This window comes from Burkholderia sp. AU45388 (genome assembly GCF_030481585.1).
In the GTDB taxonomy this organism is placed as follows: Bacteria; Pseudomonadota; Gammaproteobacteria; order Burkholderiales; family Burkholderiaceae; genus Burkholderia; species Burkholderia sola.
The window spans coordinates 757,695-777,786 of the sequence record NZ_JAUJPV010000002.1; the positions used below are offsets into that span (position 1 = coordinate 757,695).

The 20,092-nt window shown below is 68.8% G+C and carries 21 protein-coding genes and 1 pseudogene; 11 read left to right on the forward strand and 11 right to left on the reverse strand.

From position 1 onward, the window contains the following. Positions 1-42: 42 nt before the first annotated feature. The 3 genes from QZM72_RS07355 to QZM72_RS07365 all read left to right on the forward strand — a co-directional run bounded on the left by QZM72_RS07355 (position 43) and on the right by QZM72_RS07365 (position 2,337). On the forward strand, positions 43-789 hold the full coding sequence (locus QZM72_RS07355; protein WP_301737696.1) for an SDR family oxidoreductase: 747 nt from the start codon (positions 43-45) through the stop codon (positions 787-789). A 152-nt stretch (positions 790-941) separates the two neighbouring features. Then, positions 942-1,796 carry a DJ-1/PfpI family protein gene (locus QZM72_RS07360; protein ID WP_301737697.1) on the forward strand — a complete coding sequence of 285 codons (855 nt, stop codon included), beginning with the start codon at positions 942-944 and terminating at the stop codon, positions 1,794-1,796. Positions 1,797-1,863: 67 nt separating this feature from the next. Next, a complete protein-coding gene (locus tag QZM72_RS07365; protein ID WP_301737725.1) occupies positions 1,864-2,337 on the forward strand; it encodes an SgcJ/EcaC family oxidoreductase in 474 nt (157 codons plus the stop codon). Between the two features lie 110 nt (positions 2,338-2,447). Here the strand turns inward: QZM72_RS07365 and QZM72_RS07370 are convergent, their stop codons facing one another. Next, positions 2,448-3,395, reverse strand: coding sequence for a GlxA family transcriptional regulator (locus tag QZM72_RS07370; protein WP_301737698.1), 948 nt, complete (start codon positions 3,393-3,395; stop codon positions 2,448-2,450). A gap of 160 nt (positions 3,396-3,555) precedes the next feature. Then, positions 3,556-4,077 carry a GNAT family N-acetyltransferase gene (locus QZM72_RS07375; protein WP_301737699.1) on the reverse strand — a complete coding sequence of 174 codons (522 nt, stop codon included), beginning with the start codon at positions 4,075-4,077 and terminating at the stop codon, positions 3,556-3,558. 338 nt (positions 4,078-4,415) lie between these two features. Here QZM72_RS07375 and QZM72_RS07380 point away from each other — a divergent pair, with 338 nt between their 5' ends. Further along, positions 4,416-4,799 (forward strand): hypothetical protein, encoded by a 384-nt coding sequence (locus QZM72_RS07380; protein WP_301737700.1) that lies wholly within the window; start codon positions 4,416-4,418, stop codon positions 4,797-4,799. 166 nt (positions 4,800-4,965) lie between these two features. Here QZM72_RS07380 and QZM72_RS07385 read toward each other — a convergent pair whose 3' ends face one another. Beyond that, complete coding sequence (locus QZM72_RS07385) at positions 4,966-5,823, reverse strand: helix-turn-helix transcriptional regulator (protein ID WP_301737701.1); 858 nt, start codon at positions 5,821-5,823, stop codon at positions 4,966-4,968. Positions 5,824-5,918: 95 nt separating this feature from the next. On the opposite strand from QZM72_RS07385, the gene QZM72_RS07390 reads away from it, so the two are divergent. After that, entirely contained in the window at positions 5,919-6,812 is an 894-nt protein-coding gene (locus QZM72_RS07390; protein ID WP_089469435.1) for an SDR family oxidoreductase, read from the forward strand. Positions 6,813-6,870: 58 nt separating this feature from the next. Here QZM72_RS07390 and QZM72_RS07395 read toward each other — a convergent pair whose 3' ends face one another. The 3 genes and pseudogenes from QZM72_RS07395 to QZM72_RS35605 all read right to left on the reverse strand — a co-directional run. Then, positions 6,871-8,250: an FAD-containing oxidoreductase gene (locus QZM72_RS07395; RefSeq protein ID WP_301737702.1), complete on the reverse strand. Its 1,380-nt coding sequence runs from the start codon at positions 8,248-8,250 to the stop codon at positions 6,871-6,873. A 179-nt stretch (positions 8,251-8,429) separates the two neighbouring features. Then, on the reverse strand, positions 8,430-9,005 hold the full coding sequence (locus QZM72_RS07400) for a hypothetical protein (protein WP_301737703.1): 576 nt from the start codon (positions 9,003-9,005) through the stop codon (positions 8,430-8,432). A 112-nt stretch (positions 9,006-9,117) separates the two neighbouring features. Further along, positions 9,118-9,210, reverse strand: a pseudogene (locus tag QZM72_RS35605) (GNAT family N-acetyltransferase); the annotation flags it as partial. A gap of 150 nt (positions 9,211-9,360) precedes the next feature. On the opposite strand from QZM72_RS35605, the gene QZM72_RS07410 reads away from it, so the two are divergent. After that, a complete protein-coding gene (locus QZM72_RS07410; RefSeq protein ID WP_301737705.1) occupies positions 9,361-9,999 on the forward strand; it encodes a LysE family translocator in 639 nt (212 codons plus the stop codon). 192 nt (positions 10,000-10,191) lie between these two features. Here the strand turns inward: QZM72_RS07410 and QZM72_RS07415 are convergent, their stop codons facing one another. Continuing rightward, positions 10,192-10,428 carry a hypothetical protein gene (locus tag QZM72_RS07415; RefSeq protein WP_301737706.1) on the reverse strand — a complete coding sequence of 79 codons (237 nt, stop codon included), beginning with the start codon at positions 10,426-10,428 and terminating at the stop codon, positions 10,192-10,194. Here QZM72_RS07415 and QZM72_RS07420 point away from each other — a divergent pair. Genes QZM72_RS07420 through QZM72_RS07435 form a run of 4 tightly spaced genes read left to right on the forward strand, consistent with a single transcriptional unit; the run spans position 10,427 to position 15,304 of the window. Next, positions 10,427-11,215 carry a DUF3348 domain-containing protein gene (locus tag QZM72_RS07420; RefSeq protein ID WP_301737707.1) on the forward strand — a complete coding sequence of 263 codons (789 nt, stop codon included), beginning with the start codon at positions 10,427-10,429 and terminating at the stop codon, positions 11,213-11,215. The genes QZM72_RS07415 and QZM72_RS07420 overlap by 2 nt on opposite strands. Positions 11,216-11,225: 10 nt before the next feature. Beyond that, positions 11,226-14,033: a DUF802 domain-containing protein gene (locus QZM72_RS07425; protein ID WP_089469140.1), complete on the forward strand. Its 2,808-nt coding sequence runs from the start codon at positions 11,226-11,228 to the stop codon at positions 14,031-14,033. A 3-nt stretch (positions 14,034-14,036) separates the two neighbouring features. Beyond that, on the forward strand, positions 14,037-14,681 hold the full coding sequence (locus QZM72_RS07430; RefSeq protein WP_089469141.1) for an OmpA family protein: 645 nt from the start codon (positions 14,037-14,039) through the stop codon (positions 14,679-14,681). Beyond that, positions 14,678-15,304, forward strand: a complete 627-nt coding sequence (locus tag QZM72_RS07435) for a DUF2894 domain-containing protein (protein ID WP_089469142.1) — start codon at positions 14,678-14,680, stop codon at positions 15,302-15,304. Before QZM72_RS07430 ends, QZM72_RS07435 begins: the two co-directional genes overlap by 4 nt. Positions 15,305-15,337: 33 nt before the next feature. Here QZM72_RS07435 and QZM72_RS07440 read toward each other — a convergent pair whose 3' ends face one another. Both QZM72_RS07440 and QZM72_RS07445 read right to left on the reverse strand, forming a co-directional pair. Next, a complete protein-coding gene (locus QZM72_RS07440) occupies positions 15,338-15,910 on the reverse strand; it encodes an NADPH-dependent FMN reductase (protein WP_089469143.1) in 573 nt (190 codons plus the stop codon). Between the two features lie 124 nt (positions 15,911-16,034). After that, positions 16,035-16,655 (reverse strand): histone acetyltransferase, encoded by a 621-nt coding sequence (locus QZM72_RS07445; protein ID WP_179233476.1) that lies wholly within the window; start codon positions 16,653-16,655, stop codon positions 16,035-16,037. On the opposite strand from QZM72_RS07445, the gene QZM72_RS07450 reads away from it, so the two are divergent. Then, complete coding sequence (locus QZM72_RS07450; protein WP_179233477.1) at positions 16,654-16,902, forward strand: hypothetical protein; 249 nt, start codon at positions 16,654-16,656, stop codon at positions 16,900-16,902. The two genes, QZM72_RS07445 and QZM72_RS07450, sit on opposite strands and share 2 nt — an antisense overlap. A 325-nt stretch (positions 16,903-17,227) precedes the next feature. Here QZM72_RS07450 and QZM72_RS07455 read toward each other — a convergent pair whose 3' ends face one another. Together QZM72_RS07455 and QZM72_RS07460 are read right to left on the reverse strand one after the other, a co-directional pair. Further along, the gene (locus tag QZM72_RS07455; protein WP_089469145.1) at positions 17,228-18,511 is read right to left on the reverse strand and encodes an isoprenylcysteine carboxylmethyltransferase family protein; all 1,284 of its coding nucleotides are present in this window, start codon (positions 18,509-18,511) and stop codon (positions 17,228-17,230) included. 127 nt (positions 18,512-18,638) lie between these two features. Next, complete coding sequence (locus QZM72_RS07460; RefSeq protein ID WP_367620025.1) at positions 18,639-19,901, reverse strand: collagen-like triple helix repeat-containing protein; 1,263 nt, start codon at positions 19,899-19,901, stop codon at positions 18,639-18,641. Positions 19,902-20,092: the final 191 nt, after the last annotated feature.

Sequence of the window (20,092 nt, forward strand, 5' to 3'; positions counted from 1 at the left end):
GCGTATCCGGCCTGGTACTCACGACATGAAAAGGAACGGAAGATGAGACTCGGCAACAAATCGGCGTTGATCACGGGCGGTACCAGCGGCATCGGCTTGGCCACCGCGAAGCGGTTCATTGCGGAAGGCGCGCGCGTCGCGGTGACGGGGCGCGACGAGGCCGTATTCGAGCGCGTGAAGGCGGAGCTCGGCGAGCACGCGCTCGTGCTGAAGGGCGACGTGCGTTCGCTCGACGACATGCGCGCGATTGCCGCCGAGGTCGACGAGACGTTCGGCGGCTTGGACATCGTGTTCGCCAACGCGGGCTGGGCTTTCCCGTCCGCCGTCGACGACATCGACGACACGCTCTATAACGACATCATGGACGTCAACGTCAAGGGCGTGGTATTCACGCTTCAAGCGGCGCTGCCGTACTTGCGCGAAGGTTCGTCGGTGATCCTCAATACCTCGTTCGTCGATCAGACCGGCAAGCATGGCATTTCGTTGACCGCGGCGGCGAAGGCGGCCGTGCGATCGCTGGCCCGCAGCTGGTCGTACGAATTTCTCGACCGGAAAATCCGTTTCAACGCAATCGCGCCCGGCCCGATCGATACGCCGCTGCTCGCCAAGTGGGGCAAGCCCGACGACTGGGTGCGCGAGCGCAAGGCCGAATTCGCGCAAGCGATTCCGGCGGGCCGCATGGGCATGGCCGACGATATCGCGTATGCGGCGCTTTATCTTGCCAGCGACGAATCGTCGTACGTCGTCGGCACCGAGCTGGTCGTCGATGGCGGTGCGTCGCAGCTTTGAGCCGGCGCTTCGCGCTGCCCGCGCCCGGCACGTCACCCCGGTTCATCCCCATCCCCGATTTCACGTCCGCCACGCGATTCGCCGTGGCGATTATTCGACCTGGCCCGGCGTGGTGCGCTTACCCATGGGCCGAAGTGCAAGGAGCAATCATCTTGACCGACAGTAGCGATAACCATGCCTCTGCCAGGCAACTCACGCGGGCAGGCCGTTCGCGCCGCGATGCCCTGAAGTTCGGCGGCGCCGCCACGCTCGGCGCCGTGCTCGGCGGCGGCGCGTTGCTCGGGCACGCCACGCCTGCGCCTGCACCGACGGGCAACGTCGGGCTGCTTGCGCCGAACGAGCCGCTCAACATCCTGATCGTCAACTACGACGGCGGCACGCTGCTCGACTTCGCGGGCCCCAGCGAGATTTTCCACCGGCTGCCGAATACGAACGTTCGCTACGCGAGCCTCGATGGCGGCAACGTGACGCTCGAATTCGGCGTCGTGTACGGCAAGACCGAACGGCTGGCCGATATCGACAAGACCGACGTGATCCTCGTGCCCGGCGGTTCCGATTTGTCGGCGCCGATGCGTCCGGCGTATCAGGCGCAGATCCGACGTCTCGCGGAAAGCGCCAAGCACGTGACGTCGGTGTGCAACGGCTCGCTCGTGCTCGCCGCGACGGGCGTGCTCAACGGCAAGCGCAGCGCGTGCCATTGGGCGTTCGTCAACAAGCTGGCCGAATACGGCGCGATTCCCGTTCCCGATCGCTTCGTCGAAGACGACGACGGCCGCTTCATGAGCGGCGGCGGCGTGACGGCGGGCATCGACTTCGCGCTGCGCGTGGCGGAGAAGCTGCGCGGCCGGCAGGCGGCCGAATACACGCAGCTCGTCGTCGAATACGATCCCGATCCGCCGTTCCATTCGGGTCATCCGAGAGATGCACGGCCCGAACTCGTCGCGATGGTCGACAAGAAGCTGCCCGGCGCATCAAAGGGACTTGCACGCGTTCCCGGCGTTCGCTGACACGCTTGCCGGCGACGCGTGCAGGGTCGCCGCCTCTTCAATTCACACCCGATCCGGAAATCACTCGATGCGACAGATTCATCTTTGTACGGCTGCGCTTGCAGCGTGCGTGTCCTTTTTTGCGTTCACGGCGCCGGCTGTCGCCGGTGGTGCGCAACGTCTGCCCGAAGCGGCCATCAAGGCCGAAAACGCGCGCTGGGCAGATGCGTTCTCGCGAGGCGACTACGACGCGATCGGCCGCCTCTATACCGACGACGGCGCGCTCTTGCCGCCGGGCGGCGACAAAGTCATCGGACGCCGCGCGATCGCCGACTACTTCACGAGCGGATATGCGGGATCGAAGCCCGGCACCGTCTCGTTCAGCAACTATGAGTTCTACGGTAATGAACGGGTCGTGACGGAGGTATCGGATGCGGAGGTTCGCGACGGTGACGGCAAGCTCAAGGTCCGCGCGAAGCAGACGCTTGTTTTCATGAAGCAGCACGGCACGTGGAAGCTGCATCGCGACATGTGGAACGCTTACCCGCCCGTCAAGGATTGACGGACATCGACGTCCGGCGAAATGGCGCGCCGCGTAGTCATGCTACGCGCGCGCCAATCATCCGTTAGCGAGACGTCGACCCCGCAGCGCGCCGATCGGTGCGCGGTCGATCAGCGCGCTGCGTTCGACCGGCTCTCGCGTCGAACCGCTTGCGGCGGGTGTCCGAGCAGCTTGATGAAGGCTCGGCGCATCCGCTCCGGATCGGTGAAGCCGACCGCCAGCGCAATCTGCTCGATCGGTTCGCTGCCGCCCTGCAGGCGCAGCCTCGCGGCTTCGACGCGCAAGCGCTCGACGGCCCTCGCCGGTGTTTCACCGGTTTCCCGGCGAAAGGCGCGCCCGAACTGCCGCACACTCAAGCTGGCCGCATCGGCGAGCCGCTCGACCGGCAACGCCTCCGCCAGATGTTCCCGGGCGAAATTCAGCGCGATGCGGATGCGATCCGATTCCGGCTCCATCTGCGACATCGCGGAGAACTGCGACTGCCCGCCGGGCCGACGATACGGAACCACCAGCAGCCGCGAGACCTCGCGCGCGATCTCCGCGCTCATGTCCCGTTCGATCATGCCGAGCGCGAGGTCAATGCCGGACGCGATGCCCGCTGACGTCCAGACGCGGCCGTCGACGACATAGATACTGTCGCCGTCGACCCGCGTGCGAGGAAAGCGCGACTGCAATTGCGCGGCGTAGCGCCAGTGCGTTGCCGCTCTCAACCCGTCCAGCGAACCGGTTTCCGCCAGCAGAAATGCGCCCGTACACACGCTTGCCACGCGCGACGCCTTGGCGGCGAGTTTGCTGGCGGCGGAGATATTGTCCGGTGTCTGCATCGGCGCGATATTGCCGCCGACGAACACGACGGTGTCGAACGCGCGTCGCCCGATCGGCTTCGTGTCGATCGACAGGCCGGTATTGCCGGGAATCGGGCCGCCGGACGGCGAGATGACGTGAAGATCGTAGGGCGTGTGGCCGGCGGCCGTGCTCACCTGATTGAAGGCCGACAGCGGGCCGCCCAGATCGAGCGCGTCGTAGCCGCTGCAAACGAAGAATCCAATGCGATGCATGCCGAACCAATTGATCGAGAGACCCGGAATGGCGGATTTTACAGGGAACCCTCGCTTTGTGTCGTTTGACTGGAAACGACGGAAAAACGACGTTTACACCGTCATCGATCCACGATATTCGTTTGCGCCGCGCCGAGGCGATGCCGACAGGAAGCGACGATCAGCGGCGGTAGATGAACTCCAGGTCGGTCGATTCGCCGACCTTGAAATCGTACGTACCGACACGCTTGAAGTCTGCCTTCTCGTAGAACGCGATGGCCTTCGCGTTGCCCGACCACACGCCCAGCCATACCGGACCAGGGCGCGTTTCGGCGAGATACGCGAGCGCGGCGTCGAACAAGGCCCGCCCGGCGCCGGTTCCCTGGGTGCCGCGTCGAAGATAGATTTGATGGACCTCTCCCGACCCGTTCGCCACTTCCGGGTGCGGCAGCTTGCACGGCCCCGCGTGCGCATACCCGACCAGCGTGCCGTCGTCGCCTTGCGCGACCCACGTGCGGCACTGCGGGTCGCCGAGCTGCCCGGTGATCGCTGCCACCGAATAGGCACGGGCTTCGTATTCGGCCAGATCGTCCGGCGGGTAGTCGATGCCGAATCCGTCCTGCAGAAAGGTTTCGCGAAACGTATCGCGTTTCAATTCGGCAAGCGGGACGGCGTCGGCCAGGGTCGCAACGCGGATCAACATGGAGCTTCTCTCGGTTCGGTGTCGGGCCGTCAGTTTATCGTGGGCGGCCTCGCGCCCGCGCGCCGCCATCGGCTAACCCGCGAGCGTCGCGGTCGGACGCACGCCGATCTCGGCGACACGCGCGATCCGCGCAGGGGCATGATCCGGTGCGCGGTCCCGGATGCGGCTGCCCGATCCGGGAAAAGAACCGATTTTGCAGCGCAGCGAAACGCGGCGGCGCTTACCGCGCCCGGCATGCGTAACGAACCGAAACCGCCGGCACGGCAATCATGCGGATGCCGATGGTTGACCGTCGGCGGACATGCTAGGATTTCCGTCAAACAACTCCGGAGACTGCGATGCCGTTCATCTGCGAAAACGTCGAATGCCGTGCCGTGCTGGCTCGCGGGCAGGTCAGGCACCATCAGGAGGGCGCGGGCTGGTGCTTCTACTGCCCGGATTGCAACACCCGAAACGAGTTGATGAATGTCGGCACGGTCAGCGGCCCTGTCGAGCTGGTTCAGCCGGAGCGGGCCAGCCCGCCGCACCGGGTCGTCGCGACGGCCCGGCCGCTGGACGACGGCCGCTACGCGGCGCAATTGAGCGTCCAGCGGGCGCTCGCCGTGAAAGGCACCTACGCGGCCGAGGAGCACTGGGATGAACTCGGCGTATTCGGCGACGCGCAGGAAGCCGTCGCGCATGCGAAATCTTTCGCGACGGACTTGCTGCAGCGCGTCGCATAGTCGGTACGTTTCCGTGAACGAACAAGGGGCGTCGCGCATTCGTGCGCGACGCCCCTTTGCGTTTTTCGCGCGTGTTCGTGAGTGGTGATAGCGAACGACGAGATTTGTTTCGCGATCCGCCGATACGTGTCGTCCCGAATCAGGCTCCCGAGAAAGCCGCGTAAGGTTACACAGCCGGCGCTTGCACCGCGCGGGCCCGTTCGCGGGCCGCGACGAGTTCGCGGATCCGCGCACGGTCGGCCGGCGTCACCGGCGTGAAGATCACGAGGCTCAGGTCCGGGCTGCCGGTGACCGAGAACGCCGAATATTCGAGCGCGATTCGGCCGGCTTGCGGATGGCGAATCTCCTTCGTGCCTTCGTCGTGCGTACGGATAGCGTGGTCGCGCCACATCGCGTCGAATTCGGCGCTAGTCGCGCGCATCTCGTCGACGAACGCCTGCACGCTCTGCGTCGCGCCGCTGCGCGCGACGTCCGCGCGAAACGCGCCGACCGCGAACCGCGCGACGCGCTCCCAGTTCGGCTGCGCGTAACGCACGCCCGCGTCGACGAAGATCAGCCGCAGGATGTTGCGCGCGGCCGGCGGCAGCGTCGCGTAGTCGGTCAGCGTCGCGGCCGCCGCGTCGTTCCACGCGGCGACGTCCCACGTCGCGGTGCGGATGATCGCGGGGCTCGCGTCGAGCGAATCGAGCACGTGCCGCAGGCGCGGCGTTACGCTGGCCGGCGCGTGATAACGCACCTCGGGCGGATGGCCGACGCCGATCAGGAACAGGTGTTCGCGTTCGGCGTCGTTGAGCATCAGCGCGCGGGCGAGCCGGTCGAGCACGTCGGCCGACGGTGCGCCGCCGCGCCCCTGTTCGAGCCACGTGTACCACGCGGCGCTCACGTGCGCGCGCTGCGCGACTTCCTCGCGCCGCAGGCCCGGCGTGCGGCGGCGCGTGGCCGGCAGCCCGAGCGCGGCCGGGTCGAGTTTCTCGCGGCGGTCCCGCAGGTACGCGCCGAGCAGGTTGTCGGGGGCGTCAGCCATATCCTGTTAGTTCGTTTACTCGTAAACCGTCACGACTTCACCGCGAGCGGCCATCGGCAGATAGTAGGCCTCCATTTCATCCGGAGGTGCTGAACATGCGTGTCTTTGTTACGGGAGCGTCGGGATTCGTCGGCTCGGCCGTCGTCGCCGAACTCGTTGCCAACGGGCACTCGGTGCTCGGGCTCGCGCGGTCCGATGCGGCCGCGGCGGCGGTTGCCGCAGCCGGCGCCGACGTCCATCGCGGATCGCTGGAGGATCTCGACAGCCTGACGCGCGGCGCCGAAGCCGCCGACGCGGTGATCCACACGGGATTCAATCACGATTTCTCGCGCTTCGCGCAGAACTGCGAACTCGACCGCCGCGCGATCGAGACGATCGGCGCGGTGCTCGCCGGCTCGGCGAGGCCGCTCGTCGTCACGTCCGGCCTCGCGCTCGTCGCGCCCGGCCGCGCGGCGACGGAGGACGATCCCCACGTGCCGGTGTCGGCGCACTATCCGCGTGCGTCGGAGGCGACAGCGGTCGCGCTCGAAGCGCGCGGCGTGCATGCGTCGGTCGTGCGCCTGCCGCCGTCCGTGCACGGCGACGGCGATCACGGCTTCGTGCCGCGCCTGATCGCGTTCGCGAGGGAGAAGGGCGCATCGGCGTTCGTCGGCGACGGCGCGAACCGCTGGCCGGCCGTGCACCGGCTCGACGCGGCGCGCGTGTACCGGCTCGCGATCGAACGTGGTGCGGCCGGCGCGCGCTATCACGCGGTCGACGATACGGGCGTGCCGTTCCGCGAGATCGCGGAGGTGATCGGCCGGCGGCTGAACGTGCCGGTCGTCGCGAAGTCGGGGGCGGAAGCCGGCGAGCACTTCGGCTGGTTCGCGATGTTTGCGGGAATGGATGCGCCCGCAACCAGCGAGCGCACGCGGGCATCGCTCGACTGGGCGCCGACGCAGCCGCGACTGCTGGCCGATATCGACCGGCCGCGGTATTTCGAAAGCTGACGGGCGGCTCGGGCCGTGACGAACACCCTCCACGTCGCGGTCGCCCGCCTGCCGTGCGTCACTCGACCGGATGCAGATCCTGCAGCAGTGTCGGCAGCAGCTCCGACACGGTGGGGTGGATATGCATCGCGCGGCTGATCGTCGTGTACGGCGCGCCGGCGGCCATCACGTCGAGGATCCCGTGCACGACCTCGTCGCCGGTCACGCCGAGGATCGATGCGCCGAGGATCGCGTGGTTGTCCGCGTCGACGATCACCTTCATGAAGCCCTGGCTCTCGCCCTTCTCGACCGCCCGGCCGACGCGCGTCATCGGGCGCGTGCCGACCAGCAGCCGGCGGCCCGTCTGCTTCGCTTCCGCGAGCGTCATGCCGACGCGGCCGAGCGGCGGATCGATGTACATCGCATACGCCATGATGCGGTCGGACACCTTGCGCGGATCGTCGTCGAGCAGGTTCGCCGCGACGATCTCGTAGTCGTTGTACGCGGTGTGCGTGAACGCGCCGCGCCCGTTGCAGTCGCCGAGCGCCCAGACGCCTGGCACGTTCGTGCGCAACTGCTCGTCGACGGTGATGTAGCCGCGTGCGTCGGTGTCGATGCCCGCGCGGTCGAGCCCCAGATCGTCGGTGTTCGGCACGCGCCCGACCGCGAGCAGCAGGTGCGAGCCCGCGACCTCGCGGCCGCCGCCCGCGCAGTCGAGGCCGACGACGATGCTGTCGCCGTCGCGGCGTGCGCTCAGGCAGTTCGCGTCGAGTTGCACGTCGATGCCTTCCTTTTCGAGGATCTCGCGCACCGCCTGCGACACGTCTTCGTCCTCGCGGCGAATCAGGCGCGAACCTTTCTCGACGATCGTGACCTTCGAGCCGAAGCGGCGGTACATCTGCCCGAATTCGAGCCCGACGTAGCTGCCGCCGACGATCACGAGGTGGTCGGGCAGGAAGTCGACGTCCATCATCGTCGAATTGGTCAGGTACGGCACCGAGTCGAGGCCCGGCATCGCGGGCACCTGTGCGCGTCCGCCGACGTTGATGAAGATGCGTTCGGCTTCGAGCACGTCATCGCCCACGCGCACCGCGTTCGCGCGTTCGAAGCGGGCATGACCCTGAAAGACGGTCGTGTTGTCGAGGCCGCGCACCCATTGCTCGACGCCGTGGTTCGAGCGTCCCGAGATCTGGTCCTTGCGCGCCTTCACAGCTTTCATGTCGACGGTGACGGGGCCGCCGACCGACACGCCGTATTCGCCGGCGCGTCGTGCAAGTTGCGCGGCGTACGCGCTTGCGATCAGCGTCTTGGTCGGGATGCAGCCGGTGTTTACGCAGGTGCCGCCGAAGCGGCCGCGCTCGACGATCGCGACTTTCATGCCGGCGCCGGCGAGCCGTGCGGCGAGCGGCGGCCCGGCCTGGCCGGTGCCGATGACGATCGCGTCGAAGTGTTGCGTCATGACGTCCTCCTGTGCGGGGGCAACGAGGAAAGAGGCCGGCGCAAGCCGCATGCCGTGCCGGTGGTCGCGCGGGCGACGAGCGCCTATGGTAGACCTGTTGGCCGGGCGCGGCGAGCGGCGGGCGGACGGTGCGTCGCGTTGAAAAACGGCACTGCCGCGGGCGGCGCGGCGTGCAGCGTCTAGTCCTTGCGCTGCCACTGCTCGAACGACACCGGCCGGTGCGCGTCGGCGCGCGTGACGGTGACGTGGTCGGGCTGGTCATCGAGCGGAAACGATTCGGTGACGATCTGGCTCGAAAACAGCCAGCCATGCGTGCGCGGGTCGTAGCGGAACGTGACGTAGTCGGTCCAGTGCTGCCCGCACGCGACGATGTTCTGCACGGTGAAATAGCGGCCTTTCACCGACAAGCCGTTGTCGGCGGCATCTTCAGGATCGAAAGGGTCGCACTGGCCGCCTTCGTTCGCGCGCAGCACGACCTGGTCGTTGCGCGTGGCGAGCCGATACGTGTGGTCGGCCTGTTCCTCGTAGATCAGCAGCGGGCGCGGCGACGGCTGGTCGCGCGTGTCGACCGCGCGGTGCACGACGACGAGAAAGCTGTGCCGCCCGTTGTCGAGATCGGGGCCGGCTTGCGCGAGCAGCGGCTGGTAGCCGGGTGGGAGTTGCGCGGCGATCGATTTCGGCAGGGTGTCGGCGCGGGCGCCGAACGAGAGGGCGGCGAGCAGCGGGAGCAGGGCGGAAAGGCGAAGAGCGCGCATGGCGGGCGGTTTGGTCGAAAGAGGAAAGGGATTGAGCCGTGCGCCGTTACGCATTGCGCCCGGGAAGCTCGGCGCCCGGCGCGGGAATGTCGGGTCCGTCGTCCGCGAGGGCGAGGCTGACGGTCGGGCTCGCGATGGACTCGCGAAAGATCGCTTCGACGACGGCGTCGTCGTCGGGATAGCGGGCGGCGCGGATCTCGATCATGGGGCGGCGCGGGATGACGGGAAAGAGGGCCAGCATAGCAGCGCACGGCCGCTTTCGGCCATGCGCGAGGCGTGCCAGAATCGACCGCTCGACCGTCGGAAACGACACGCAGGCGCCGGCGCAGTGGCGTCGCTGACCAAGGAGACTTCGATGACCGCATCGGCTGCCGTACTCGCCATCCTGGCTGCGCTGTTCCTCGGCGCAATGATTCCGGGCCCGAGCTTCGTGCTGGTGGCCCGGAATTCGATCGGGCTGTCGCGCCGCGACGGGCTCGCCACCGCGCTCGGCATGGGGATCGGCGGCATCGTGTTCGGCGGCGTCGCGCTCGCCGGGCTCTACACGCTGCTGCAGGCCGTCGAATGGCTGTATGTGGGCCTCAAGGTCGCGGGCGGCGTGTACCTGATCTACATGGCGTCGAAGATTTGGCGCGGCGCCGACCGGCCGATCGCGATGGACGGTCCGCAGGCGATGGCGGACGGCAGCGCGCGCAAGTCGTTCTGGACCGGCCTTACGACCCAGCTCAGCAACCCGAAGACGGCGATCTGGTACGGCAGCATCTTCGCGGCGCTGCTTCCGCAGCATCCGCCGCTGTGGTGCTACCTCGTGCTGCCGCCGCTCGTGTTCGCGGTCGAATTCGGCTGGTACACGCTCGTCGCGCTGTGCTTCTCGACGCGCCGGCCGCGCGAACTCTACCTGCGCGCGAAAAGGTGGGTCGACCGCATCGCGGCCGGCGCGATCACGCTGCTCGGGCTGCGGCTGATCCTCAATGCGCCGAAAGCGGGGATCTGAGCGCTTCTTTATCGGCACGTGGCGGCGACGGCCATGCCGTCGCCGGTCAGCGGCGGGAACCGGCCGGCCCGCCCGGGCCGCTCGCCCGAGCGCGCGTCGGCGTCCCGAATGCCATGATTACCGGTTCATCGTTGGGCCAGGGTCAGGCGCGGCGTGCGGAACGCCCGCACCCGTCGCCGCGGCTCGGCCCGTTCATCGTTCATGGCGGGCCGGCACTGCAAACACGTGACGCATGACTTCCCGATGGCGCGACCGCTCGCCGGCCGCCGCCGACCGTGCTTCCCACCTTCTCACCGCCGCCCGCCGAGCCTTGCGCGACGGGCGTTCCCGTGTATCGCGCGGCACGCCGAACCGCGCCGCTTCCCCGATTCTGGCGGTCGACCGCCCGACGACGTGTAAACTGCTGCCTTTTTTGACGGTTTGCAGCATGGTGCAAGCATCTCCGCGCCCGGCGTTGAGCGGTCCGACGCTCGTCCGGCTGCTCGCGCGCCTGGCCGATGCCGACGTCGCGGAATCCCGGCAGACGCTGTCCGACCGGCTGAGCCAGTGGCTCGGCTGGACCGACGCGATCACGCTGTCGTCCGCGCTGAATGCGAGCCCGCCCGGCGTCGCGGCCGGCGTGCGCGGCTACGACGCCGAGCGCGACTGCGCGCGCGTGCGCCACGACCTCGCGCAGGCGATCGCTGCCACCAACCGGCCGCGGGCGCGGCGCCGGCCGGGCGACCTGCCGCCGCCGGCCGCCGACACGGCCGATTTCGCGGACTTTCGCCAACGTTATCTGACCCTGCAACAGGACATGGAAACGGCGATCGGCCAGTTGCGCGGCCGCCTGCGCGTCGCGCTCGCCGCGCGCTCGTCCGGGATGGCGCGACTCGCGACGCTCGACACGATCATGGAGCGCGTGCTCGGCGCGCGCGAGCGCAGCCTGCTGTCGGCCGTGCCCGCGCTGCTCGGCACGCGCTTCGCGCGGCTGCGCGACGCGGAGCGGCAGGCGCTGGCGGAGGCAGAAGCCGCGGCCGCCGGGGCGCCCGATACCACCGACGCGTCCGCTCCGGCCGACGAAGGCGCGGTGGCCGACACCCCGGCCGTCGCGGCGATCGTGCCCGGCGCATGGCTCGATACGTTTCGCGACGAGATGCACAGCATCCTGCTTGCCGAACTCGAAGTCCGGTTTCAAACGGTAGACGGGCTGCTCGCGGCCCTTCGCACCTGCTAATCAACACGCTATGTCCAGAATTCGCCTTGATCTCGTTGTCTTCGTCGCCGGTCTGCTCGCTGTGGGCTGGATCGGTGCCGGCTATGTCGCGTCGAACCCGCTGGCGGCGGCCGTCACGCTGCTGATCGGCGCGTGCTACGTTGCCGGCGCATGGGAGCTGCTGCGCTACCGGCAGGCGACCGCCACGCTGTCGCACGCGGTCGCCGGCCTGACCGAACCGCCCGCGAAGCTCGACACGTGGCTCGACATGCTGCATCCGGGCCTGCGCGGCGCGGTGCGCGCCCGGGTCGAAGGCGCGCGCGTCGCGCTGCCGGGCCCGGCGCTCACGCCTTACCTCGTCGGCCTGCTGGTGCTGCTCGGCATGCTCGGCACGCTGCTCGGGATGGTCGTCACGCTGAAGGGCACGGGCGCCGCGCTCGAAAGCGCGACCGATCTCGATGCGATCCGCGCGTCGCTGATCGCGCCGGTGAAGGGGCTCGGGTTCGCGTTCGGCACGTCGATCGCCGGCGTCGCGACGTCCGCGATGCTCGGGCTGTTGTCCGCGCTCGTGCGCCGCGAGCGGATCGACGCGGCCCAGCAGCTCGATGCGAAGATTGCGACGACGCTGCGCGTGCATTCGTCCGCGCACCAGCGCGACGAATCGTTCCGGCTGCTGCAGCGCCAGGCCGACGTGATGCCGGCGCTGGTCGACCGGCTGCAGACGATGATGACGACGCTCGAGGCGCGCAGCGTCGCGTTGCACGATCGTCAGCTCGAAAGCCAGCAGGCGTTTTTCGACCGGACCGAGCGGGCGTATGCTGGCCTGGCGTCGAACGTCGGCGACGCGCTGAAGGAAAGCGCGGCCGAAAGCGCGCGTGTGGCCGGCGCCGCGTTGCAGCCGGTCGTCGCCGCGACGATGACGGGGCTCGCGCAGGAGATGGCCGCGCTGCGCGACACCGTAACGGGCGCGGTGCAGCGTCAGCTCGACGGGCTGACGAACGGCTTCGAGAAGACCACCGGCAACGTGACGGCCGTCTGGAACCGCGCGATCGACGAGCAACGTCAGGCGGGCAACGCGGTCGCGCAGCAGTTGCAGACGACGCTCGGCCAGTTCACCGACACGTTCGCGCAGCGTTCGTCGGATCTGCTCGATGGCGTCGCGACGCGCCTCGAATCGACCGAGGGCCGCCTGTCGGCCGCATGGCGCGACGCGCTGGCGCGTCAGGAGCAGGTCGGCGAGACGCTGGCCGGCCAGCATGCGCGCGCGCTGGATGAAGCCGCCGCGACGTTCGAACGCCATTCGGCCGCGACGCTCGCCGCGATGCAGGAGTCGCATGCGGGGCTGCAATCTCAACTGGCGGCGCGCGACGAAGAACGCCTCGCCGCGTGGAACGACTCGCTGGCCGCGATGGCCGCGAAGCTCGGCGAAGAATGGCAGCGCGCGGGCGTGCACAGCGCCGGCCGCCAGCAGGAAATCTGCGATGCACTTGCGCAAACGACGCGCGACCTCGCTGCACAAGCGTCGACGTTCGAACGACGCTCGAACGATCTGCTGACGACGATTCGCGATTCGCACACCGGCCTGCAGTCGCAACTGGCCGCGCGCGATGAAGAACGTCTGTCGGCCTGGAACCATTCGCTTACTGCGATGGCCGCGAAGCTCGGCGAAGAATGGCAGCGCGCAGGCGTGCACAGCGCCGGCCGCCAGCAGGAAATCTGCGATGCCCTCGCACAAACGACGCGCGACCTCGCAGCACAGGCGTCGACGTTCGAACAACGTTCGAACGATCTGCTGACGACGATTCGCGATTCGCACACCGGCCTGCAATCGCAACTGGCGGCACGTGACGAAGAACGTCTGTCGGCATGGAACGATTCGCTGACTGCGATGGCCGCGAAGCTCGGCGAAGAATGGCAGCGCGCAGGCGTGCACAGCGCCGGCCGCCAGCAGGAAATCTGCGATGCCCTCGCACAAACGACGCGCGACCTCGCAGCACAGGCGTCGACGTTCGAACAACGTTCGAACGATCTGCTGACGACGATTCGCGATTCGCACACCGGCCTGCAATCGCAACTGGCCGCACGCGACGAAGAACGCCTCGCCGCGTGGAACGATTCGCTCGCGGCGATGGCCGCCGCGCTGCGTGACGAATGGGCGCGGACGAGCGCGCAAGCCGCCGCGCGCCAGCAGGACATCTGCGACACGTTGACCCGCACCGCGAACGGCATCACCGCGCAGGCTCAGGTGCACGCGAGCGACACGATCAACGAAATCTCGCGCCTCGTGCAGGCCGCGTCGGAAGCGCCGAAGGCGGCGGCCGACGTCGTCGCCGAGTTGCGCCAGCGCCTGTCCGACAGCATGGTGCGCGACACCGCGATGCTCGAGGAGCGCAGCCGCCTGCTCGCGACGCTGGAGACGCTGCTCGGCGCGGTGAACCACGCGTCGACCGAACAGCGTACCGCGATCGACGCGCTCGTCAGTACGTCGGCCGATCTGCTCGACCGCGTCGGTGCGCGCTTCAACGACACCGTCGACGCCGAAACGCGCAAGCTCGATTCGGTGGCCGCGCAGGTCACGGCCGGCGCCGTCGAAGTGGCGAGCCTCGGCGATGCATTCGGGACGGCCGTGCAGGTGTTCGGCGAATCGAACGACAAGCTGCTGACGCATCTGCAGCGCATCGAGGCCGCGCTCGAGAAATCGCTCGCGCGCAGCGACGAACAGCTCGAGTACTACGTCGCGCAGGCGCGCGAGGTGATCGACCTGAGCGTGATGTCGCAGAAGCAGATCGTCGAGGATCTGCAGCAGCTCGCCGGCCGGCGAGCGAGCGTCGGAGCGTAACGCATGCACGACGAAATCGACGGCGGCGCGCAATCGGCGCCGGTATGGCCCGCGTTCGCCGACCTGATGTCGGTGCTGCTCGGCGCGTTCGTGCTGATCCTCGTCGGCGTGATCGGCATGCAGCTTCAGCTCACGTCGAAGCTCGAGGAAGCGGTGCGCGCGCGGCAGCTCGAAGCGCAGCAGCGCAAGTCGCTCGAACAGGCGCTCGCCGGGCCGCTCGCGGCCGGCCGCGTGACGCTCGTGAACGGGCGCATCGGCATCAGCGGCAACGTGCTGTTCGCGTTGAACTCCGACCAGTTGCAGCCCGCGGGCCGCGACTTGCTGAAGACGCTGGCCAGCCCGCTCGCCACGTACCTGAAGACGCGCGACGAGATCCTGATGATCAGCGGCTTCGCGGACGACCAGCAGGTGCACGCCGGCAACCGCCTGTTCGCGGACAACTGGGAACTGTCGGCCAAGCGCGCGTTGACGGTCACACGCGCGATGATCGATGCCGGTGTGCCGGCCTCGTCGGTGTTCGCGGCCGCGTTCGGTTCCGAACAGCCGGTCAGCTCGAACGCCGACGATGAAGGCCGCGCGAAGAACCGCCGCGTGGAGATCGCGCCGGTGCCGCGCAAGTCGGCGTCGAACGGAGGAAAGGCCAAGTGACGGGCGGCGCGACGCACGCGCGCGCGACGCTCGACGCATGGCGCGAGCAGGGCGCCGATCGGCTCGATCCGGTGCGCTTTCAACGGATCGACGCGCTCGAGAAGCGCGCGGCCGTGCTCGATGGCGCTGCACGTGCGTTGCTCGATGCGCGGCTTGCAATGCTGATCGAAGGGTTTGCGCAGATCGTCGCGCGCGCCGGTGACGCCGAAGCCACGCGCGAGACGGCGCGAGCCGCGGCGGATGCGCCCGCGTGCGGCGCGCTTGCCGCGCTCGTCGCAGGGCTCGGCCGCGATGCGCAGGCCGACCGGCGCGGGCTCGATCCCGAATTGATCGATTACTTCCGTGCGACGTGGTCGAAGGTCCGCACGGAACAGCAATACCGTCAGTCGCTCGACCAAGTGCCGCGCAACGCAGGGCCGCTCAATTCGAACAGCCTCGTGCACCGCTCGCTCGCGACGATGCGCGAGCTGTCGCCGGAATACCTGCAGCAGTTCCTGTCGTACGTCGATGCGCTCGCATGGCTCGAGGATCTCGCGGGCGGCGGCGCGCAGCCCGAGAAGGAAGCGCCGCGCGCGAAGGCGGCCAAACCGGCGAGAAAGACGACGCGCGCGAAGGCGCGATAACGCCACGGCGCACGCGTTCGGCGTGTGTATCGTCTACCGGCCTGCAGCCGGGTCGTCGATCGCCGCGCGCAGCGCGTGCAATGCTTCGACGAGCGCCGACGCGAACGGCGGATGGGCGGCGATGCCCGCCGCGTCGAGCTGGCTCCCGAGAATCGGCAGCGTGATCGATGCGGGCTCGACGATGCGCGCCGACATCACCGACAGCGTTTCCCGCAACGCCGCGTCTGCGTGCTCGGCGCGCGGCGACGCGTTCAACACCGCGACCGGCTTGTACACGACGGCCTCGCATCCCACGATCCAGTCCAACGCGTTCTTCATCACGCCCGTCACGCCGTGCGCGTATTCGGGGCTGGCGATCAGCACGCCGTCGGCCGCGTTCAGGCGGTCGAACAGATCGCGCACCGCGGCGGGCGTCGGATATTCGGCATCGGGATTGAACAACGGGAATTCGCCGAGACGATCGAAGCGCGTGATATGCATGCCGCGCGGGGCAACGAGTGCGGCTGCGTCGAGCAGCGCGGCGTTGTACGACTGCGCGCGCAGGCTGCCGCACAGTGCGACGAGGTCGATGCGGCGCTCGGAAGCGGTTCGGGTGTCGTTGGCCATCGCGGAACGTGTGGGGAGGTGGCTCGCGCGGCGGCGCGCGGATCCGGCGAATTATCGCATCGGTGCGTGAGCCGCATGAGCCGCATGAGCGACGTGCCGCACGTGGCCGCCGCTCCGCGGAGTGTCATTCGTGTTCACCGCGCCGCGCGTTCACGTTCGCATACTCGGCGGCATCGATGCCGGTCATCCCGGTTGCTTGCGCCAGTTCACCGAGGGTCCACCCGTTTCCGAGCAACAGCCGCCGCGTATGCAGCGCACCGTGCACGTCGTCGGCAACGGTGTCGCCGAGATAACGCAGCGCGCGGCCTTCGACATCGACGAAGCCATGCCCGTAATCCTGCGCGAGCGCCGTCCACAACCGCGCGGCGCCGACCGACTGGCGCGCGCCGCTGATCAGACACAGGCCCGCGTCGAGCGCCCATCGATACAGCGTCGTCGCGAGTCCCTTGCGTTGTGCCGAGCCGCGCAGCCGCGTATGCGGCGCGCGCAGGTAGCGGTCGGCACGGCGCGGGATTTCGGGAAGTCGGTTGAACACCGTATAGCCGGCGAGCTGCCGGGCCGACGGATCCTCGATGTAAAGGAAGTATTCGCCGTCCGCCTTGCGGTGGCGGACGATCAGGCCCGAGCCGCCGAGCGCGATGGCCGGCAGCCCGTGCAGGCGATGGCCCGGCAGGTGCAGGCGTTCATAAAGGGTGTCGAGTTCGTCGTCGATGTCGTGCTGGGAATGCTGTACGTCGATACGCATGGCAAAAGGCGCCCGTCTCGGGCGCATCGAGAAAGGGGTTCATGGCAACGGGAGAACGGAAATGGAAGCGGCCCCCGGGCTCGGCGAAGCGAGCCGGGGCCGCGAATCAGCCGGGGATGTGCTGGAAACCGGCGGCGATCGCGGCGAGGCCCGCGATGCAGAGTGCGAACAGGATCAGGACTTTGTGGATCACGCCTCTTTCCTCATGAATGCGCGGCGCCGGCGGGCGGCGTCGCGGAGACGGTGAGCGGCGGGCACGGCCCGCACGGCCGTCGTGCGGGACGACGGTCGGGTGTCCGGGCGACGGGCGCACGCGGACGGTCGGCACCATACGCGATGGGCAGCGGGCGGGCAATCGGGCCGACGGAGAAAAGCGATGAAGCGCGACGAATCGCGGTGTTTCGCGACAATTAGCCGCATGGGGCGCGTTGAAACGTGCGGGGATCCACGCGAAAGTGCATCGTCAAGCGGCGGAGGGCCTACCTGGAAAAGTGTCGCGGGGGTGAATGCCGGGACAGGTCGACATCCGCGCCAGGACAGGAGCGGCATGGACGACCGCCCCCGTCGCTCCATCACACCGCCTGCCGCTCGCCGAACGCCTGCCTGATCCGCGCGAACAACCCGTGCTGCGCGATCCATTCGGCATACGCGCGATAGTCGGGATCGCGCATCAGATGACGCTCTTCCGTTTTCGCGCGCGTGTAGTAGATCAGGTTGACCGCGACGAGCCCCGCGCAGTGCATGAGCCCGAGCTGCCAGCCGAGCGGCTCGACGAACGGCACCGACACCATCCAGTACGACAGGTTCTTCGTGATGTAGGCCGGATGCTTCGTGAAGCGGTACGGGCCCGACGTGATGATTCCGCGGTTGGTGAGGTTCGAGAACCGCAGCCCGAACGAGATCGTGCACAGCGCGTAGGTCAGCAGCAGCAGGATGATCACCGTGCCCCAGATCACGCGCAGCGTCGGCGCCGACAGCAGCCAGTTGTCCCAGAACATCGAGCCTTCGTAGCGGATGTAGTTGTTCGAGATCAGCGACCAGAACGGCTGGTAGCAGATCAGCGCGGCGACCCAGCCGAGCGTCGTCGGCTCGACCGTGCGCACGTGGCTGTCGAGGATGCGGAACGTGCACAGGTAGCCGACGGTGCCGAACATCAGGTCCATCGTGAACGACAAGTCGTACATGAACACGAAGGTCGCGATCGTCATCGGCGCATGCATCGCGTTCGCGAGCGACGCGCTCAGGTGATCGGCGTCCTTCGACAGATAGACGGTCATCAGCGGCAGGAAGAACGCCTTCACGCCCCAGCCGGCCAGCATCTCGCGCACGGGCTTCCAGCTCGCGGGCTGCTCGCGTCGGAACAGGAAGCGGCCCCACAGCAGGTACGCGTCGTCGGTCTCGCGCTGGTGGCGGTCCATCCACGCGAAGTAGAACGGCGCGGCGACGATCACGTACGGCGCAAGCGAGCGCAGCAGCGACCAGAACGGGAGGTAGAACGCGCCGTGGTATTCGGGCAGCAGCCAGTAGATCGCGCCGATGCCTGCATAGATCGACGTCAGCGCGCCGAGCCGCGTCGCCACGCGCGCGATGCCGAGCGGCCGGACGGCCTGCCGCGACAGCCCCGCGCTCGGACGCAGGTAGACGCGCGAGATGAAGAGTTCGTGCAGTGCGATCGTGCCGATGATCGCGAGGCTCGCGATGACCGCGCGGGTGGCCGCGTCGAGGGACGGGTGGTCGCGCGTGACCCACAGCGCGAAGAGTCCGGCCGCGATGCCGAGCAGGCCGGCGCGCAGCGGCGTGGCGGAACGGGGTGGGCGGTCCGGGGCGGCGACGATGCCGTCGAGCGTGGAGTTCATGATCGGATCCTCGTAGGGATGAGGGCCGGCGCCCCCGCTTGGCGGGTGGCGCCGGCCGTCGGCCGGGCTGTTTATGGATGCGCGCCCGGCCATTGGCCTGTCGTTCTGATACGTGATGCGTTACGGCTTACTTCTTGGTGACGCCGCCCAGCAGACCGCCGAGCAGGTTCGTCACCGGCGACAGCAGGTTGCCGGTGCCGCTGGCGGCGCCGCCACTCGTGCCGCCGGTCAGGCCGGTCACCACGGAGCCGCTGCCGCCCGGCGTCGTCACGGTGGCCGTTGCGCCGCCAGGGCTGACCGTGCCGACGGCGCCGGCCGAGCCGGCCGGCGTGCCCAGCGCACCCGTGAGCGTGCCGACCGGGCCGCTCGTCAGTACGCCGCCGAGCGCGCCGGACACGTTGCCGCCCGGTGTCGTGACGGTGCCGGTGAGGCTCGCGCCGAGCGGCGTCAGCGAGTTGACGAGGTTGGTGACCGGCGCGAGCAGGCCGCCGACGCCTGCGCCGCTCGTCCCACTGGTGCCGCCGGTGCCGCTTGAGCCGATGCTGCCGAGCGCACCCGTCACCGTGCCGAGCAGGCCGGTGATCGGCGCAAGCGGGCCGCCGCTGGTACCGCTCGTGCCGCCTGAGCCGCTCGAGCTGCCGCCGCCGAGAGCGCCCGTCAGCGAACCGAGCACGCCCGTGATCGGGGCGAGCGGATTGGTGCCGCTGCTGGAGCTGCCGCTGGACAGCAGGCCGCCGGCCGATGCCACGGTATTGCCGAGCTGGGACACGCTGCTCCCAACGCTCGTGCCGACCGGATTGCCGGTGGCGCCGCCGACCTGCGAACCGGCGAGGCCGAGGCCGCTGCCGAGCGTGTTCAGCAGGCCGCTGAGCGGGGCGCCGAGCAACGTGGCGTTGCCGAGCGTCTGCGTGACGCCCGGCGTCGTGACGCCGCCGGTCAGCGTGTTCGTGATCGGGTTGATCACGCTGCCGAGCTGCGTCTCGAGTTGCTGCACCGGCGCGCTGTTCAGCGCCGTGTTCAGCGCCGATGCGGTCGAGTTGACCGCGGTGCCGACCGTGTTGACGAGACTGCCGACCAGGGTCGTCGCCGGCGCGAGCGGCGACAGCGGACCGGTGCCGAGGCTCGTCACGGCATTGCCGAGATTGTTGACCGCGCCGCCGGCGCCGGTCAGCAGGCCGGTGGTCGACGTGAGCGTCGGCCCGAGCGGGTTCGGCGACACGCCGATCGAACCGAGGCCGGCCGCGACGCCGTTGCCGAGCGATTGCACGCCGTTGCCGAGGCTGCTGACCGCGTTGCCGACGCTGTTGACCGTCGTCGCGTTCGTGCCGGGAATCTGCACGCCGCCGATCTGGGCGCCACCGTTCACGACCGTCGTACCGAGCGCCGTCACGAGGTTGCCGGATTGCTGAAGGACATTGCCGAGGGGGGTGACGCCGGTGCCCGACGTGCCGGAAGTGCCCGACGTGCCGGAAGTGCCCGACGTGCCGGAAGTGCCCGACGTGCCGGAAGTGCCCGACGTGCCGGAAGTGCCCGACGTGCCGGAAGTGCCCGACGTGCCGGAAGTGCCCGACGTGCCGGAAG

Bases quoted from the DNA above. Each gene is read 5' to 3' on its own strand.
- QZM72_RS07355 (WP_301737696.1), top strand. From the start codon at position 43: ATGAGACTCGGCAACAAATCGGCGTTGATCACGGGCGGTACCAGCGGC.
- QZM72_RS07365 (WP_301737725.1), top strand. From the start codon at position 1,864: ATGCGACAGATTCATCTTTGTACGGCTGCGCTTGCAGCGTGCGTGTCC.
- QZM72_RS07370 (WP_301737698.1), bottom strand. From the start codon at position 3,395: ATGCATCGCATTGGATTCTTCGTTTGCAGCGGCTACGACGCGCTCGAT.
- QZM72_RS07375 (WP_301737699.1), bottom strand. From the start codon at position 4,077: ATGTTGATCCGCGTTGCGACCCTGGCCGACGCCGTCCCGCTTGCCGAA.
- QZM72_RS07380 (WP_301737700.1), top strand. From the start codon at position 4,416: ATGCCGTTCATCTGCGAAAACGTCGAATGCCGTGCCGTGCTGGCTCGC.
- QZM72_RS07385 (WP_301737701.1), bottom strand. From the start codon at position 5,823: ATGGCTGACGCCCCCGACAACCTGCTCGGCGCGTACCTGCGGGACCGC.
- QZM72_RS07390 (WP_089469435.1), top strand. From the start codon at position 5,919: ATGCGTGTCTTTGTTACGGGAGCGTCGGGATTCGTCGGCTCGGCCGTC.
- QZM72_RS07395 (WP_301737702.1), bottom strand. From the start codon at position 8,250: ATGACGCAACACTTCGACGCGATCGTCATCGGCACCGGCCAGGCCGGG.
- QZM72_RS07400 (WP_301737703.1), bottom strand. From the start codon at position 9,005: ATGCGCGCTCTTCGCCTTTCCGCCCTGCTCCCGCTGCTCGCCGCCCTC.
- QZM72_RS07410 (WP_301737705.1), top strand. From the start codon at position 9,361: ATGACCGCATCGGCTGCCGTACTCGCCATCCTGGCTGCGCTGTTCCTC.
- QZM72_RS07420 (WP_301737707.1), top strand. From the start codon at position 10,427: ATGGTGCAAGCATCTCCGCGCCCGGCGTTGAGCGGTCCGACGCTCGTC.
- QZM72_RS07415 (WP_301737706.1), bottom strand. From the start codon at position 10,428: ATGCTGCAAACCGTCAAAAAAGGCAGCAGTTTACACGTCGTCGGGCGG.
- QZM72_RS07425 (WP_089469140.1), top strand. From the start codon at position 11,226: ATGTCCAGAATTCGCCTTGATCTCGTTGTCTTCGTCGCCGGTCTGCTC.
- QZM72_RS07430 (WP_089469141.1), top strand. From the start codon at position 14,037: ATGCACGACGAAATCGACGGCGGCGCGCAATCGGCGCCGGTATGGCCC.
- QZM72_RS07440 (WP_089469143.1), bottom strand. From the start codon at position 15,910: ATGGCCAACGACACCCGAACCGCTTCCGAGCGCCGCATCGACCTCGTC.
- QZM72_RS07450 (WP_179233477.1), top strand. From the start codon at position 16,654: ATGGCAAAAGGCGCCCGTCTCGGGCGCATCGAGAAAGGGGTTCATGGC.
- QZM72_RS07445 (WP_179233476.1), bottom strand. From the start codon at position 16,655: ATGCGTATCGACGTACAGCATTCCCAGCACGACATCGACGACGAACTC.
- QZM72_RS07455 (WP_089469145.1), bottom strand. From the start codon at position 18,511: ATGAACTCCACGCTCGACGGCATCGTCGCCGCCCCGGACCGCCCACCC.